Source organism: Neorhodopirellula pilleata, from assembly GCF_007859915.1.
GTDB classification, from domain to species: Bacteria; Planctomycetota; Planctomycetia; order Pirellulales; family Pirellulaceae; genus Rhodopirellula; species Rhodopirellula pilleata.
The window spans coordinates 98,002-112,977 of record NZ_SJPM01000003.1 but is presented as its reverse complement, the minus strand read 5'-3'; the positions used below and the strand labels follow the sequence as shown (position 1 = coordinate 112,977).

The 14,976-nt window shown below is 54.7% G+C and carries 15 protein-coding genes; all 15 read left to right on the top strand.

The genetic code is table 11. The features are described from left to right. Positions 1 to 192: 192 nt before the first annotated feature. The 15 genes from prxU (at position 193) to Pla100_RS09340 (ending at position 14,890) form a co-directional block, all read left to right on the top strand. Positions 193 to 948 (top strand): thioredoxin-dependent peroxiredoxin, encoded by a 756-nt coding sequence (prxU, locus tag Pla100_RS09410; protein WP_146577708.1) that lies wholly within the window; start codon positions 193 to 195, stop codon positions 946 to 948. Between the two features lie 10 nt (positions 949 to 958). Then, positions 959 to 3,043, top strand: a complete 2,085-nt coding sequence (locus Pla100_RS09405) for an MBL fold metallo-hydrolase (RefSeq protein WP_146577458.1) — start codon at positions 959 to 961, stop codon at positions 3,041 to 3,043. Between the two features lie 2 nt (positions 3,044 to 3,045). Then, entirely contained in the window at positions 3,046 to 3,669 is a 624-nt protein-coding gene (locus tag Pla100_RS09400) for a YeeE/YedE thiosulfate transporter family protein (protein WP_146577457.1), read from the top strand. Next, positions 3,662 to 5,299 carry a YeeE/YedE thiosulfate transporter family protein gene (locus Pla100_RS09395; protein ID WP_197167806.1) on the top strand — a complete coding sequence of 546 codons (1,638 nt, stop codon included), beginning with the start codon at positions 3,662 to 3,664 and terminating at the stop codon, positions 5,297 to 5,299. Before Pla100_RS09400 ends, Pla100_RS09395 begins: the two co-directional genes overlap by 8 nt. Positions 5,300 to 5,338: 39 nt before the next feature. Next, positions 5,339 to 5,857 (top strand): hypothetical protein, encoded by a 519-nt coding sequence (locus Pla100_RS09390; protein WP_231602901.1) that lies wholly within the window; start codon positions 5,339 to 5,341, stop codon positions 5,855 to 5,857. Between the two features lie 89 nt (positions 5,858 to 5,946). Further along, positions 5,947 to 6,999, top strand: coding sequence for a dihydroorotate dehydrogenase-like protein (locus tag Pla100_RS09385; RefSeq protein WP_146577455.1), 1,053 nt, complete (start codon positions 5,947 to 5,949; stop codon positions 6,997 to 6,999). A 175-nt stretch (positions 7,000 to 7,174) separates the two neighbouring features. After that, the gene (locus Pla100_RS09380; protein ID WP_146577454.1) at positions 7,175 to 8,629 is read left to right on the top strand and encodes a vitamin K epoxide reductase family protein; all 1,455 of its coding nucleotides are present in this window, start codon (positions 7,175 to 7,177) and stop codon (positions 8,627 to 8,629) included. 58 nt (positions 8,630 to 8,687) lie between these two features. After that, entirely contained in the window at positions 8,688 to 9,317 is a 630-nt protein-coding gene (locus Pla100_RS09375) for a MarC family protein (RefSeq protein ID WP_146577453.1), read from the top strand. A 24-nt stretch (positions 9,318 to 9,341) separates the two neighbouring features. Next, entirely contained in the window at positions 9,342 to 9,791 is a 450-nt protein-coding gene (locus Pla100_RS09370; RefSeq protein ID WP_146577452.1) for an MgtC/SapB family protein, read from the top strand. A gap of 131 nt (positions 9,792 to 9,922) precedes the next feature. Continuing rightward, a complete protein-coding gene (locus Pla100_RS09365; protein WP_146577706.1) occupies positions 9,923 to 10,300 on the top strand; it encodes a SpoIIAA family protein in 378 nt (125 codons plus the stop codon). A 190-nt stretch (positions 10,301 to 10,490) separates the two neighbouring features. After that, complete coding sequence (locus Pla100_RS09360) at positions 10,491 to 10,910, top strand: CsbD family protein (RefSeq protein WP_146577451.1); 420 nt, start codon at positions 10,491 to 10,493, stop codon at positions 10,908 to 10,910. 76 nt (positions 10,911 to 10,986) lie between these two features. Then, positions 10,987 to 11,148 carry a DUF3309 family protein gene (locus tag Pla100_RS09355; protein WP_146577450.1) on the top strand — a complete coding sequence of 54 codons (162 nt, stop codon included), beginning with the start codon at positions 10,987 to 10,989 and terminating at the stop codon, positions 11,146 to 11,148. Next, the gene (locus Pla100_RS09350; protein WP_146577449.1) at positions 11,148 to 11,639 is read left to right on the top strand and encodes a TspO/MBR family protein; all 492 of its coding nucleotides are present in this window, start codon (positions 11,148 to 11,150) and stop codon (positions 11,637 to 11,639) included. Before Pla100_RS09355 ends, Pla100_RS09350 begins: the two co-directional genes overlap by 1 nt. A gap of 65 nt (positions 11,640 to 11,704) precedes the next feature. Beyond that, entirely contained in the window at positions 11,705 to 13,573 is a 1,869-nt protein-coding gene (locus Pla100_RS09345; protein ID WP_231602942.1) for a heavy metal translocating P-type ATPase, read from the top strand. A 138-nt stretch (positions 13,574 to 13,711) separates the two neighbouring features. Then, positions 13,712 to 14,890, top strand: coding sequence for a hybrid sensor histidine kinase/response regulator (locus Pla100_RS09340; RefSeq protein ID WP_146577447.1), 1,179 nt, complete (start codon positions 13,712 to 13,714; stop codon positions 14,888 to 14,890). Positions 14,891 to 14,976 lie beyond the last annotated feature (86 nt).

Here is a 14,976-nt window from a genome sequence, read left to right as displayed (position 1 = left end):
GGAATCGCATCCCAGTAGGCACGCGACCTAAAGAGCTAACAGGGGTGCGAATGCGTTGCAATGTGTCAAGATTTTTCATTCTTGACCGGCAAAAAACGGAATCATGTACTCATAAGGAATTCTACGATGAACAGACTACTCTCACACTCTGCCCTAGTCGTACTGTGCGGCGCATTGTCGACAACGACCGTCATGGCACAGGCGACCGTTGCCAGGTCCGACGCGAAGGCGAAATCGGTTGACTCGTGCATCAAGCCAGCTCGCGGTCCCCTCGAATCGGGGCAAGCAGAAACGGCGACCGCCGCGCGGACTGTGTCGGCTCCGATGGCTCGCGTTGGCAAGCCAGCACCGAATTTTGAAGCAAATGCCTACATTGACGGAGGATTCCGACCGGTAATGCTGTCTGACTACAAGGGAAAGTGGGTCGTGATGTGTTTCTATCCCGGCAACTTTACTTATGTCTGTCCAACCGAACTGGCCGCTGTGGCGGCTCGCTACGATGAAATCGACAAACTTGGCGTTCAAGTCATCTCGTTCAGCACGGACAGTCGTTTCAGTCACAAGATTTGGAACGAGAGCGAGTTGTCAAAGATGATTCCGGGCGGACTGCCGTTCCCAATGTTGACCGATCCAGCAGGTCGCATCGGTCAGTTTTATGGCGTCTATGACGACGAAGCAAGCGTTGACAATCGAGGGCGGTTCATTATCGACCCCGATGGTGTTGTTCAAGCAATCGAAATTCTCACGCCTTCAGTTGGTCGCAACGTTGACGAGTTGATTCGGCAACTGAAAGCGTTCCAGCATGTGCGAGCCACCGGCGAAGCGACACCGGCGGGTTGGAAGCCAGGCATGCCAACGCTGAAGCCTTCACCGGAACTCGTCGGCAACGTTTGGAAAGCTTGGCAACCAGCCGGAGTCATCTCAACCGCTACTGCGAAAAGCAAATAGGGAATTAAACATGTCGATCCGAATCATATTTGCGATGGTCGCACTGGCAACCTTTGCCTTGTCGGCCACCGCCGTTGAATCAGTCGAATCCGTGACGTCTGGCGACATCGTTTTGAAAGACACCGAGTCAGCCAAGCACGATGATGAGGCTGCTGAATATCAGATCATTGATACGTATCAGTATCCAGGCTTCAAGGTCGTTCAGTACGAGCTATCGGTCCTTTCGCACTTCTCGTACTTGCTCATCAGCGACGGAGAATGCTTGGTCGTTGATCCGGGTCGAGATGTGAACGTCTACTTGGACGCCAGTAAACAGCAGGGCGTAACGATCAAGGGCGTCTACCTCACGCACTCCCACGCCGACTTCGTTGCTGGTCATGTCGAATTGGCCAGCCACTTGAAGGTTCCGATCTATGTGAGTGCCAAATCAGGTGCTGAGTACGAGCACGAACTAATCAAGGACGGCGACACCATCGAAATTGGCCAAGCGGTCGTCAAGTTTCTGGATTCGCCTGGGCATACACCTGACGGAACGGTCGCGTTGATTTCAAGCAAGCAGGCACCAGCGAAGCCCGTCGTATTGCTCAGCGGTGACACGCTGTTCATCGGCAGCGTCGGTCGACCCGACCTATTAGGTGGTGATATGGCTGCGTCCACTCTCGCATCCATGATGTTCGACACGTGGTACGACAAGTTGTCAAAGCTACCCGACGATGTCCAGTTGCTGCCCGCACATGGCGCGGGTTCCCTCTGCGGTGCACATTTGAGTGACGAACCAACGTCAACCATCGGAGCACAACGCACTGCGAATCCGTACTTCCGCTACAAGGATCGTGGCGAATTCATCGCCAGCATTCTGGAGGGCTTGCCGCAAGCCCCGCAGTACTTCGCACACAACGCGGCACTCAATCGTAAAGGTCCACCGCTTGTCGAGTGGAATCCCAAAGAACTGCCTTTCGTGGACCCCGTCGAGGCGCTGTCTGATATCGAACAATACTACGTCGCCGACATTCGTGACGCCGATGCCTATTCAACGGGACACATTCCAAACTCGGTCAACATCGGCATCCGAGGTCGATTCGAGACTTGGATTGGCATCATGGTTCCCTGGGATGCTCGGCTGGTCATTTGTGGCGACAACGATGACGAACTGCGAGAAGCCATTCATCGGCTTCATCGCGTGGGCTACAAACCAGAGTGCATCAAAATCGACACATGGAAGTCAGCTTCCCAGTCGTTGGCCCAAAACGAAATGACTGAGCCGAGCGACTTGTATGCGTCGATGCAGACGACCGAGTCGCCAGTGATCGTCGATGTGCGATTGCCGGCCGAGTGGATGGCATTGCGCGTCGGTGCTACGGTGAACCTACCGCTCAACGAACTCGCACAGAAATCCATCACGCTCGACCGCAAGGCCAAAATCGTCACGGTCTGCAACAGCGCGTATCGCTCTAGCATGGCCGTCGGTGTTCTGCAACGAGAAGGCTTCGTCAACGTCAGTAACATGAAAGGCGGAAGCCAGGCTTGGATCGACGCGGGTCTGCCGGTCTATGAAGCGACACAGCAAGGCGTCACGTCAACGGAATCAAAACGCGAAGTCAACTTACCGGACCGAATATCAGCGACCGAACTGAAACGCATGATGATGGACACGCCCAAAGCGTTTCAATTGGTCGACGTGCGACCGGTCGAACACTTTGCGGACTACAGCGTTTCGGGATCAGAGAATGTTGACTTGGCCGACATCTTGGAAAACCCCAGTTTTCTAACGGGCGTCGGACCATTGGTGATCGTCGACCGCGACGGTTCGATCGCGATGATGGTCGCAGGCATCCTTTCGCAGAAGACTCCGCGTAACGTGAAAGCGCTTTACGGAGGCGTGCAAGCTTATTGGAACGAATCGGATGTCGGCTCTTCTGCCCAGCCCGTTGTGGGGCCGACTTCAGCGAGCCCAAGTTCAGCGAGCCCAAGTTCAGCGAGCCCAAGTTCAGCGAGTCCCAGTTCAGCGAGTCCGCGTCCGCGCGTACCAGTGCCGTCAACCTCTACCACGCCTCAACCAACGGCAACACCCAAACGAAAGAGCGCGGGGTGCTAACGATGAGTACAACAACGAACGGAAAGCGAACCAGCGAACGCATCATTGAGCGATCTCAGGTCACTGTCTCTGAACGCCGGTACCAAGGAACACGGGAGTTGCAAACCTACGATGCTGACCAGGCACCACAGCCGTATTGGAATCCGTACCTGAGCGGCGTTTTGCTCGGTTTAGTGCTACTGACATCCTACGTGGTGCTCGGCACAGGACTCGGAGCATCCTCCGCTCCATCGCGTTTGGCTGCGCAGATGGAGTCATGGGTTGCGCCGGCTCACGTAGCCGCATCCGAATACTTCGGCCCATGGGGAGACGAACCGCTCGCGTACTACTTGGTCTTTATGTTTGTCGGCACCTTTTTCGGCGGACTGTTTTCCGCGGTGCTTGCCAGACGCGTCAAACCGCAAATCGAGCGCGGCCGTGCCGCCAGCGTCAACAAGAGACTGCTCTTTGCACTGGTTGGGGGAATCCTAGCGGGCTACGCCAGTCGGATCGCCCGCGGCTGCACGTCGGGGCAAGCTCTCAGCGGTGGTGCGCTGCTGCTCACCGGCAGCCTCATTTTTGTCACATGTATGTTTGTCGCGGGTTATGCCACGGCTTTCCTATTCCGGAGTCAGTGGGATGATTGAAACATTTTATGGAACTGAATCACTGGGCAGTCCGCTGGCGTGGTTTGCAGCACTGTTGATCGGAGTCGGTTTTGGTTTTGCGCTTGAACGCGCAGGATTCGGCAGCTCACGTCGATTAGCCGGAGTGTTCTACTTTCGTGATATGGCCGTCATCAAAGTCATGTTCACTGCGATGCTGACGACAATGATCGGCATTGGGATGCTGGTCGGCGTTGGTTGGCTGAACCTGAGCCAATTGCATTTGATGGAGACCGTCTACGGTGCCCACGCGATCGGCGGGCTGCTGTTCGGTATTGGCTTCGTGATGAGCGGTTGGTGTCCGGGAACCGGAGCGGTGGGACTGGCCAGCGGCAAACTGGACGCACTGGTTTTCCTTGGCGGCATCATGCTGGGAGCGTTCGCTTTCAACGAGACATTCGCCTGGATCAAACCACTCTACAACTGGGGAATGCAAGCCGAACCATCATTCGCTTTCGGCATCCCCAGAACGCTCTTTATCCTTCTGTTCAGCATCGTCGGAGTCGCCGCGTTTTACGCCTGCGAATGGATCGAGCAAAGAAACAACGGAGAAAGCCGTTACCTGAATAGCTCATTCCTCAAAGCCTTCAGCATCGCAATCATCGGATTGGCAGCCGCGTTACTCATCCTGCCAACCGAATCGCAGGCGACATCGGTCCATTACGCCGGATCACCAACACTTTCTGATTCGAGTTTGTTGGCGTTAATCGAAGCCGCCAGCGACCACATTGAACCCGAGCAGGTCGCCGACCGCCTACTTCGCGGCGACACCGGCGTGATGCTCGTCGATGTCCGCACCGCCGACGAATACCAACACTTCCACATCCGTGGTGCCGAGAATATTCCGATCAGTGAAGTGCTGACCGCATTGGAACCCTACCGAGACCTCGACACAATCGTCTTGTACTCCAACGGGATGACGCATCCAGCACAAGCCCGCGACGTCCTTGCCATGCACGGATTCACGAACGTCTTCATGATGACCGATGGACTACGAGGTTTCCTCGATCGCTGCGTCCGACCAGTATCCCTGCGCGACGAACCATCCACCGAAGATATTGCCGAACAAGTCCAAACCTATCGCCAATACTTTCTGGCCGACACCACCTGCCCCGCCAATTCACTTGCCATGTTGAACCCTCAGCAGCTTGAATCGGTCAGTGTAGGTTCGATTGAAAAGTTGCACACCATTGACGGCATCTATCTATCCAGCCAGCCGTTCCCCGACGACTTCCGCCTAGCCAAATGCGGCGGAATCCAAACGGTGCTGAATATTCGTCAAGAAGACGAACTCGACTGGAATGAAAAAGAGATCGTGCAATCCGCCGGGCTCGAATACCACAACGTTCCCTTCACGGACGCTGAGACCCTAACCGACGAAGTCTTCAGCCAAACTCGCGAACTACTCAACCAAAAAGACAACCACCCACTCCTCCTCCACTGCAAATCCGCCAACCGAGTCGGAGCCATTTGGCTAGCCCACCGAGTGCTCGACAATGGCAAGTCGTTGGCGGACGCAGAAGCTGAAGCCAAGACTGTTGGACTCAAATCGCCTGACTATTTGGCGAAGGCTCAAGACTACATTTCTCGCGTGTGGAAGACGGGTCAATGACACGTACCGTTACGGAACAATCACTCGGAAGGCAAATTGATGAGCACTCGCGTTGAAAACAACAGTCAAACTCTGTCGCAAGAACCCGATGCGCATATCGTCGCGCGGCATTTCCGAACGGGCGCGCGTGCATTGCTCGCGTTATCCTTGATTGCGACCATCGTTTGTCTCTTTTTCCTTCGTGACGCGGCGTACCTGGCGGCGATTCCCATTCCTGTGCTGTACGCCGTGCTGGCGTTTACGAATTACCTTGAATTGCGTTCTCGCGCATCAAACCTACGATCGCCGAACCAAAAGAGGATTACTCTCGAGGAGCTGGAAATGGACATCGAAACTGTCGGCATCGTCACGGTGGTGAAAGTGATTGGTGTTCTTGCGATAGGAACCTTCATCGTTGCGGCGTCACTCTTTGATTGGGCTGTGGTTGGTGCGGCGGCGGCCGCCTTGCTGTCGATTGCAATTCTGATCCAGACCCCATTCCTCCCGCTCTACTTCAGCGAATTTGAACGCGACGAGCTCGCCAAACTGAAGCACGAGCGGAATCACAGCCGTGGTTGAATCTCAATCGCAGACGCGAAATCCTAGCATCCGACTCGGTCATGCATTCAAGCTGCAATCTTCCATCAACTTAAAAAGCTTTTAATAAAATGTCGAAAGAGCTCACAACAGCCTATATGGGAATGGAGTTGTCGTCGCCCATCGTTGTCGGCGCGTGTCCGTTAACGATTGAACCCGAGCATGTTCGGCAAATGGTTTGCGCGGGAGCCGGCGCGATCGTGCTTCCGTCAATACTTCAGGAACAGATCACGCACTCGATGATGAAATGGCACGACCCGCTCGGTGCCATTTCGGAGAGCGGTTTTCAACCACAGCAAGACCAATACAACGGTGGCACGACGGAGTATCGGGAGACGATTCGGAATCTTAAGAAGCTTTGCCAGGTTCCCATTATCGGAAGCCTCAATGGTTCAACCGAGGGATCGTGGCTTGAATACGCCGAGGAAATCCAAGCCGCGGGTGCCGACGCGATCGAGCTGAATTGGCAAGACGGGATGCCTGATCCCCATGAGTCGTGTGAAGCGGTGGAAAGCCGGTTGATCGCCTTGGCCGACAGTCTCTGCAATCGACTTTCGATTCCAGTCGCCGTCAAGATGAGCCAACGGTTCAATAATTTGGCTTCAGTCGCGCACCGACTGCAATCCACCGGGGTGGATGGTTTGGTGTTATTCGCCCATCGCCCGCAGTGGGACGTCAGCATCGACCGCATGCACTGGACCATTCGTTGGGAACTTTCGCCGACCGGTTCTCTTGGCACCACTTTGGAAGGCATCGTTCACGCACGAAGCGGTGGGTTGGATCTTTCCATTGCGGCGAGTGGCGGCGTGCGTACGGGTGAGGACGCGCTCAAAGCGATGATTGCAGGTGCGGACGTTGTGATGGTGACCTCGGAGATCTATCGCCAAGGCCCCGGCGCGATCCAAGAAATCCTGCAAGGGATCTCGCACTTTCTCGACACAAGTCCACACGACTCTTTGATGGCATTCCAGCAATCCCGGCCGCCGGTCGAGTTTACGAGCGAGCGGTTTGGGCGGTTGGAGTACGTCGATCCGCTCACACGTTCCGATCACTACGCCGATCCGATTCCTGAAGTCTCAGGTTTGACCGGAGATGCGTATGGCCACCCGGTTGCCGGCCAATGAGGACCGTTAACGAATTGCTAGCCGAGGCCTTGCGATGCTCCGATGTTTATCCAAACGTCGTGAGAGACCCCGTCATCGCATCTCGAGGTCTCATGCAGTTCGACAAGCATCTGCAGTCGAAAGTGGCATGGCCGCTTCTCCAAAATGTCATCTCTATCTGCACAACGTGTAAACCATGAATCACACGACCACCCCAACTCTGCTCGCTAGACATCAGGGAGAGGTTCTCTCCAAATCGAGTGCGTCCTCAGCGCTGAACTGGCTCGTTCAAGACATGAAATCGTTGCCGCGTTGGCCGGTGACCACGTTGTTGGCGACGTGTATCAGTGTGGCGATTGGAACGAGCAGCTATTTGCTGTGGACCCATTTGACCTCATCACCCATTGCGGGCTGCGGGAGTGGTGACGGGTGGATTGACTGTGAAGGTGTGGCAAGAAGCCGATGGTCAGTATGGTTCGGCGTACCAGTCAGCCTATTGGCACTCGCTATTTATGTCGCTATGGCTGCGTCTTTGGTTGTCGCAAGCTTGGATCGGTTCAGTCGTCCTCGACGCGAGATTGCTTGGATTGGCATGACCGCTGCGGTGTTTGCAGCCGGAATGAGCGCGATCTGGTTCATCGTGGTTCAGCTTTTGGTCCTTCAACACATTTGTCTCTACTGCATGCTGGCTCACACGTGCGGGTTGGTTGCAACGATCACCTTGCTGGTCGCGGGTCCGCTACGAGCGAAGTCCGCCATGACGATCGCATCGCTGAGCTTCGTCGGGTTGATGATTTTGGTTTCTGGCCAACTCCTGACACCTCCGCCTGCGGCGTTCGAGATTGAGCTTTTCGACACACCAAGCGTCGATGGGAACGATGCTTTGGAATTTCTTCCGCCTAACAGTCGCAACGAGAATCTGGAAGACAATCTGTTTGACGCTCCGGTGACCAGTGCCAAAATTTATAAACCGCCTCAGGGATATGCTCACCTATTGGCGTTACCCGTCTTGGTTGCCATTGGTGTCGTCGAAGCCGAATCATCCCAAGCTGATGATTTGCCAGAACGATTTGCATCTATTCAGGGAGGCGCAATCAAACTGAAGGTTGCAGATTGGCCCCACATTGGGCCTAACGATGCGAAGTATGTCGTCGTGGAGATGTTCGACTATTGCTGTCCTCCTTGCCGTGAGACGTTCCAGGCGGTCCGTAGCGCGCAGGTCGAGCTTGGCGATGATTTGGCAATTGTGCTTTTACCAGTCCCGCTCAATTCCGATTGCAATCCGACGATCAAGGTCACCGGTGCGCACTACAAAGAGTCGTGCGTGCTGTCGAAGCTTGCCGTAGCGACATGGCGAGTCGATCCGAAAGCTTTTGAATCACTGCACTTGTGGATGCTGGCAGACGATCACGCTCCCACCTACGCCGAAACAATCGCAAAAGCAAGAACGCTGGTCGATCCAAAAAGATTGGATATTGAATTAGCTTCAGGAGTTTCCGATCAATATATCTCGCGACACGTGGCTCTCTACAAACGAGTGGGCGAAGGTGCGATTCCCAAATTAATGTTTCCTCGAACCAGCGTCGTTGGAAAATTCACGTCGGTCGATGGTTTGGTTGATTTGATCCGACGCGAAGGGACGGAGCGATGAAACGCCACGGCTTTGCTTCGCAAGAGAAATCTCTACGACAACCAGACATGGGAGAATCATGGATGAACCATGGTTAGCCGCGTTCGGGGCAGCGTTGTTGTCGGTCGTGAACCCGGTTGGGAACGCAGGCATATTTGCAACCATGGTGGAGTCCCGCAGCAATTCCGAATCAATACGCGTGGCGAGGACCTGCGCAATCGCGGTCTTCATCATCATGCTCGTCTCCACATGGTTTGGCGGAGAGGTGTTGCGTTGGACCGGCGTCGATGTCCCGGAGCTACTTTCCGCAGGCGGCATTATCGTACTGATCATCGGTTTGCGTATGCTCTTCAACGACAAATCTCATGCACAAACGAAGGAAGAAGCCAAAGACGCGTCAGATCGTGAGTCCATCGCCATCGTTCCGCTGGCAATTCCAATCGTCGCTGGTCCAGGCACGATCGCATTGATTGTGGCAACGGCTCAGCAGCATCCAACCTTCAGCGATCGCACCTGGATCTCGGCCGTTTGTTTTCTGGTCGTAATCATCGTTGTCGTCGTGTTTTCGCTTGCCAAACGCATCGCGGAAGTCTTGGGAACTAACGGAATGGCCGTGGTGACAAGGCTAATGGGGATGTTGCTCGCGTGCATTGCAATGGGGATGCTGGCGGCTGGCTTGCGAGGCTTGTTGCCCGAATGGTTCGCTTAGCTGGACATCATCAAGACGATCAAAATGAACTACTTTGAAGTACTGATTCCGACCGCGTCCGCGGTACTGCTTGGCGGGGTGATTGGATTTGAACGCCAGATCAGCGGCCACTTTGCTGGCTTGCGCACACACATGTTGGTTTCCCTGGGGGCGGCCATCTTCGTTCTGGCTTGCCGCGAGTTGTCGGCTGAGTCGACGCTCGACTTGACCCGTGTTGTGCAGGGAATCGCGGCCGGGGTCGGGTTCATCGGCGCGGGAACGATTCTGAAGACGAATGAAGGACATGAGGTGCTCGGCTTGACATCGGCAAGCACGATCTGGCTGTCGGCTGCCATCGGCACCGCCTGCGGGCTCGGTCAGTATCCATTGGCCATTACGAGCGCGGTGATGACGATCCTCGTCCTTGTCATTCTGCGCCCGGTTGAAGATCACTTCGGCAAAAAGGCGAAACAAGAACGCGAGGAAGAATCATAATCGCCTTCAAATGCAATGGCGGAATCCGCCATGTTGTTTTCAGGGGGCACGCGATGGGGACAATGAATGACCCGAAATACAATCCGGAAGTAAACGCCAAGCAATGCCCAGCCATCATGCGAGACAATTTCATGACCGTGCTATTGAACGAGGAAGCCGACGGGAAGATTCTGATCCTAACGCTCAGCGGCAAACTCAGTGCTGACGACTACGCCCATTTCACAAAGGAAGTGGAGGGAGCGGTCGCCGTGCACGGAAAGATCCGCTTCCTCGTCGAGATGTATGACTTCCACGGTTGGACGCTTGGAGCGTTGTGGGAAGACATCAAGTTTGACTTTAGTCATTTCGCCGACATCGAACGTTTGGCACTGGTCGGTGACCGGAAATGGGAAGAGGGCATGGCGATGTTCTGCAAGCCCTTCACCACCGCGACCGTTCGCTACTTCGACGAATCCGAAGCGAACGAGGCGTCGTCATGGATTCACGAAGGGCTTGTTTTGGCGAGCTAAGAATGCTGTGAAGAACAAAGTCCAGGAATTAGCGGGCGAAGCGAGAGAGGAAGTCAATGAACTGGTGCGACCAGCGACGAAACCATCGCCAATGAAGCAATGATTCCCGCGAAGTAACAACGAAACGAAGGTGCGTACCCTTCGTTGAGAAAACGATTGAGATCTTATCAAAAATGGAACTGACAGAATAATGATTAGCCAACAGACACTCCAGGGAAACTGGAACGAGATTAAGGGCCGACTACGGAGCAAGTGGGGTGAACTCACTGATGACGATGTCATGACGTTCAATGGCGATGTCGATCAACTGATGGGCACCATCCAGAAAAAGACGGGCGAAGCAAGGGAGAACGTCGAGCAGTTCTTTGACGAGTTCAGCAGTGACGCGTCAGCCGCGATGAACCATACCCGTGAAAATGTGCGTGCGACGGCCAGCCAAGCGGCCAGCTGCGCTCAAGAAGCGTCCCATCAAGCTGTAGCCGCCGTGCGTGACGGCTATGCCGAAGTCAACAGAATGGTTCGCCGACATCCGAACGAATCGTTGATGGTTTGCGTAGGCTGCGGCCTGATTGCCGGTGTGGCCGTGAGCCTGTTTCTGCGATCGCGATGATTCGGTTGCTTGTCGTCCAGTGGCTTGAAAGCAACGGATCAGATGCGGAACATGCTAATCCTTTTGGAAAATGAAGATGCTAGGAACAATCTTACTCGTCGTGCTGATTCTGTTGCTGCTTGGAGCGATCCCGGCTTGGCCGCACAGTCGCAGTTGGGGATATGGCCCGAGCGGCGGCTTGGGGTTGGTCGTCGTGATCCTGCTTGTGTTGCTGCTGATGGGACGTTTGCCGTTTTGATGAGTGACACCACCAAGCCAGCAGCGATTAATCTACGCCAAGGACTCGCGCTCGTCGGCTGGTGTGCATTGTGTCTTGCAACTGCCGGCACTGGGTTCGTCGTGTCGGTTGATGGCTGGTATGCGGGACTGAACAAACCCGTTTGGAATCCACCCGCGTGGCTTTTCGGTCCCGTTTGGACCGTGCTCTATCTGATGATGGGCACGGCGGCATGGCTGGTCTGGCGTGAAGGAGGCTGGAAATCCAGGCGTTGGTCGCTGGGACTGTTTCTGCTTCAATTGTTCCTGAATGCGATCTGGACACCCGTCTTCTTTGCGATGCACCAGATTGGGATGGCACTGGTTGATATCACACTCCTCTGGTTGGTACTCGACGCAACCCTGATTGCGTTCTGGAAAGTCAACAGACTAGCGGGGTTTTTGCTTGTTCCCTATCTGGTCTGGGTGAGTTTTGCCGCGTTCTTGAACTTCACACTGTGGCAGATGAACTGAATACCGAATTGACCACCCCAACCGAACAGCAAAGTAAAAAGGGATCGCCGAAATCCAACCCGCCCATGCCGGTTGCAAATCGGTTCTCCAAGTGGTGGAGCCGAAAGTCGCTCGTTATCGCGGCCTTCGCCATTTTGGCGATCGCTTTGCATCTGCTGATGCGGTTTGGCATTCAAACCACGCCGCCGCTCGGCGAAATTCCATTGTTGGTGACACTGGTTGTCGGTGGTCTCCCACTGCTGTTCGACCTGACGAAGAAATTGCTCAAGCGAGAATTCGGGTCGGACCTGTTGGGTGGGATTTCGATCATCACGTCCGTTCTGCTCGGAGAATATCTGGCTGGCTCGATCATCGTGCTGATGCTCTCCGGCGGCGAAGCGTTGGAGTCGTATGCGCTTCGCAGTGCATCTTCGGTGCTGGCGGCACTTGCCAAACGCATGCCGTCGGTCGCTCACCTCAAACGCGGTTCCGAAATTGCCGATGTGGAACTGGCGGATGTTGTCGTTGGCGACACGCTGGTTCTCTACCCGCACGACATCTGCCCCGTCGACGGCGAAGTCATCGAGGGTCACGGCGTGATGGATGAATCCTACTTGACGGGCGAGCCATTCCAGATCACCAAGACCGCCGGTTCGACGGTGATATCGGGTGCGATCAATGGCGAATCAGCGTTGACGATACGCACGACTCAAGTTGCTGCGGATTCACGCTACGCCAAGATCATGCGGGTGATGCAAGAATCGGAAAGCAAACGTCCTCAGTTGCAGCGTCTTGGCGATCAACTGGGCGCGTTCTACACGCCGGTCGCGTTGGTTGTTGCGATTCTCGCCTGGGCTATCAGTGGCGACTCACTTCGTTTCCTGGCCGTGTTGGTGATCGCTACTCCCTGTCCGCTGCTGCTAGCGATTCCAATTGCCATCATCGGCTCGATCTCGCTGTGCGCACGGCGAGCGATCATCGTCAAGAGTTCAGTTGTGCTGGAACAGATCGCCGGATGCCGTACCGCCATTTTCGATAAGACTGGAACGCTGACTTATGGTGAACCGAAGTTGACCGAACAAGTGATCGCTTCCGGATTTCAACAAAAAGAAGTGCTGACTCTCGTTGCAAGTTTGGAACGTTACTCCAAGCATCCGCTCGCAGGGGCCATCCTTGACGCGGCTACGGCCGATGCCATTCATTTGCCGGAAGCGACCGAAGTGGGCGAGCGTCCAGGTCAGGGACTCGTCGGAACTGTGTCAGGCCGTACCGTGCGAATCACCAGCCGTAACAAGTTGCTTGCGCCGGATGTCGTCGGTTCAGATCAACTTCCTGCTGTCGCGGGAGGTCTCGAGTGTGTCGTCGTGATCGACGGCAGCTATGCCGCAATGTATCGATTCCGGGACGCACCGCGTGCCGAAAGTCGCTCCTTCGTCAAACATCTTGGGCCGAAGCACGCCTTCACTCGCGTGATGCTCGTCTCGGGAGACCGTGATTCGGAGGTTCGTTATCTCGCTGAAAAAGTTGGTATCACCGAGATCTTCGCAGAGCAAAGCCCGGAACAGAAACTCGCTCTCGTTCGCGCCGAAACTGCGAAGGCGAAAACACTGTACGTCGGCGATGGTATCAACGATGCACCGGCGATGATGGCGGCCACGGTCGGGATGTCGATCGGCCAGAACAGTGACGTGACTGCGGAGGCTGCGGGGGTCGTGGTGATGGACAATTCGCTCGAAAAAGTCGACGAGTTCATGCACATCAGCCGGCGGATGCGAACCATCGCGTTGCAAAGTGCCGTCGGTGGTATGGCGCTGAGCATGATCGGTATGGGCTTCGCGGCGACGGGATACTTAAGTCCGGTGATGGGCTCGATCACCCAGGAAGTCATTGATGTCGCAGCGGTTCTCAATGCGTTGAGGGCAGCTCTTCCACCCAGAGTGATTCACGACCTTTGATCCAGTCTCGAAGAACGGTGGCAGAATCCGCCATGAAATTTTGATGGGGCCGCTCGATTTCGGCGGCTCGGGATCGGTCGAGAATGTGTCGATCCAGATCAAGTGACTGTTTCAGATGGACTTAAAAAGGATAGAAATTTGAATGATTCAATAAACCAAGACCAAACGTGTGAATCGACTTTAAAGTATGCGGCCATTCGTTTGGAAACAATTTCTGAAATGGACCACCGCAACAACGAGCTGCTCGCGACGTTGGGACACGAACTTCGCAACCCACTGGCACCGATCAAAAACGGACTGCAGCTATTGGCCATGATGGATTTGGGCGAGGATGCGGAAAAAGTCCGATCCATGATGGCTCGCCAGGTGAAACAGATTGTCCGATTGGTAGACGATCTCGTTGACATTTCGAGGATCAGTTGCGGCAAGGTGCTGCTGGATAAGCAAGTATTTTCACTCATCGCAGTGGTCGAAGCGGCCATCGAGGAGTCGTCGATCTTGATTTCCGAAAACAACATGACTCTGGAAGTGATTGACAATAGCGATGCGGCCTGTGTTTGCGGTGATCTGTCTCGATTGACTCAGGTGATCTGTAATCTGTTGAATAACTCCGCCAAATATGGAAGCCTTGGAGGCCAAATAGTGCTGACCCTGGATGCGAGCGATGGCTTTGTGTTCATTCGAGTCCGAGACAACGGTATGGGTATCGCCACCGATCGCTTGGAGAATATTTTCGGGATGTACGAACAGGTCGAAAGCGCAGACGGACTTCGGTCGTCAGGACTTGGGATCGGTTTGGCCTTGGTGAGAAGCTTGGTAAAACTGCACGGTGGAGTCGTGGATGCCGAAAGTGACGGCCTAGATTGCGGTAGCACGTTCACCGTCAGATTGCCGCTCGCGACAGGGATTCTTATTGATAACGTTGTCTCCAAAGGTGTTTCGGATCAATCCTTGCGACATTTTCGTGTGTTGGTCGTGGACGATGTTCGAGCGATGCGATTTGTTACACAACAGTTACTGGAAAAATTAGGACACGAAGTTCAAGTCGCCGAGAATGGGCGTACTGCATTGGAGATTCTGGATTCGTTCCATCCGGACGTCATTTTTTCGGATCTGACAATGCCCGTCATGGGCGGTCACGAACTGGCTCGTCGAATTCGTCAACGGAAAGACCTGGAGAGCGTCTGCTTGGTAGCGTTGTCGGGTTATGGACAATCGTCCGACCGCGAGCTGGCCTTTAAGGCTGGATTTGATCGTCATCTGACTAAACCCGTTGACTTCCAGCGGCTTCAAGACTTGTTCAACGAGTTGGACTGATCCCGGGGCGTGAGTTGGTTGAATCACGCAATTCAAGGTCGGAAGCGGTCATCTCATCGGACTCTAGTCCAGTCACCGTCCGAGTC

What these genes read in the sequence shown, in the direction of transcription:
- prxU (WP_146577708.1), top strand. Translation starts at nt 193, where the DNA reads ATGGCACAGGCGACCGTTGCCAGGTCCGACGCGAAGGCGAAATCGGTT.
- Pla100_RS09380 (WP_146577454.1), top strand. Translation starts at nt 7,175, where the DNA reads ATGAATCACACGACCACCCCAACTCTGCTCGCTAGACATCAGGGAGAG.
- Pla100_RS09400 (WP_146577457.1), top strand. Translation starts at nt 3,046, where the DNA reads ATGAGTACAACAACGAACGGAAAGCGAACCAGCGAACGCATCATTGAG.
- Pla100_RS09405 (WP_146577458.1), top strand. Translation starts at nt 959, where the DNA reads ATGTCGATCCGAATCATATTTGCGATGGTCGCACTGGCAACCTTTGCC.
- Pla100_RS09390 (WP_231602901.1), top strand. Translation starts at nt 5,339, where the DNA reads ATGAGCACTCGCGTTGAAAACAACAGTCAAACTCTGTCGCAAGAACCC.
- Pla100_RS09385 (WP_146577455.1), top strand. Translation starts at nt 5,947, where the DNA reads ATGTCGAAAGAGCTCACAACAGCCTATATGGGAATGGAGTTGTCGTCG.
- Pla100_RS09350 (WP_146577449.1), top strand. Translation starts at nt 11,148, where the DNA reads ATGAGTGACACCACCAAGCCAGCAGCGATTAATCTACGCCAAGGACTC.
- Pla100_RS09395 (WP_197167806.1), top strand. Translation starts at nt 3,662, where the DNA reads ATGATTGAAACATTTTATGGAACTGAATCACTGGGCAGTCCGCTGGCG.
- Pla100_RS09345 (WP_231602942.1), top strand. Translation starts at nt 11,705, where the DNA reads ATGCCGGTTGCAAATCGGTTCTCCAAGTGGTGGAGCCGAAAGTCGCTC.
- Pla100_RS09370 (WP_146577452.1), top strand. Translation starts at nt 9,342, where the DNA reads ATGAACTACTTTGAAGTACTGATTCCGACCGCGTCCGCGGTACTGCTT.
- Pla100_RS09375 (WP_146577453.1), top strand. Translation starts at nt 8,688, where the DNA reads ATGGATGAACCATGGTTAGCCGCGTTCGGGGCAGCGTTGTTGTCGGTC.
- Pla100_RS09355 (WP_146577450.1), top strand. Translation starts at nt 10,987, where the DNA reads ATGCTAGGAACAATCTTACTCGTCGTGCTGATTCTGTTGCTGCTTGGA.
- Pla100_RS09360 (WP_146577451.1), top strand. Translation starts at nt 10,491, where the DNA reads ATGATTAGCCAACAGACACTCCAGGGAAACTGGAACGAGATTAAGGGC.
- Pla100_RS09365 (WP_146577706.1), top strand. Translation starts at nt 9,923, where the DNA reads ATGACCGTGCTATTGAACGAGGAAGCCGACGGGAAGATTCTGATCCTA.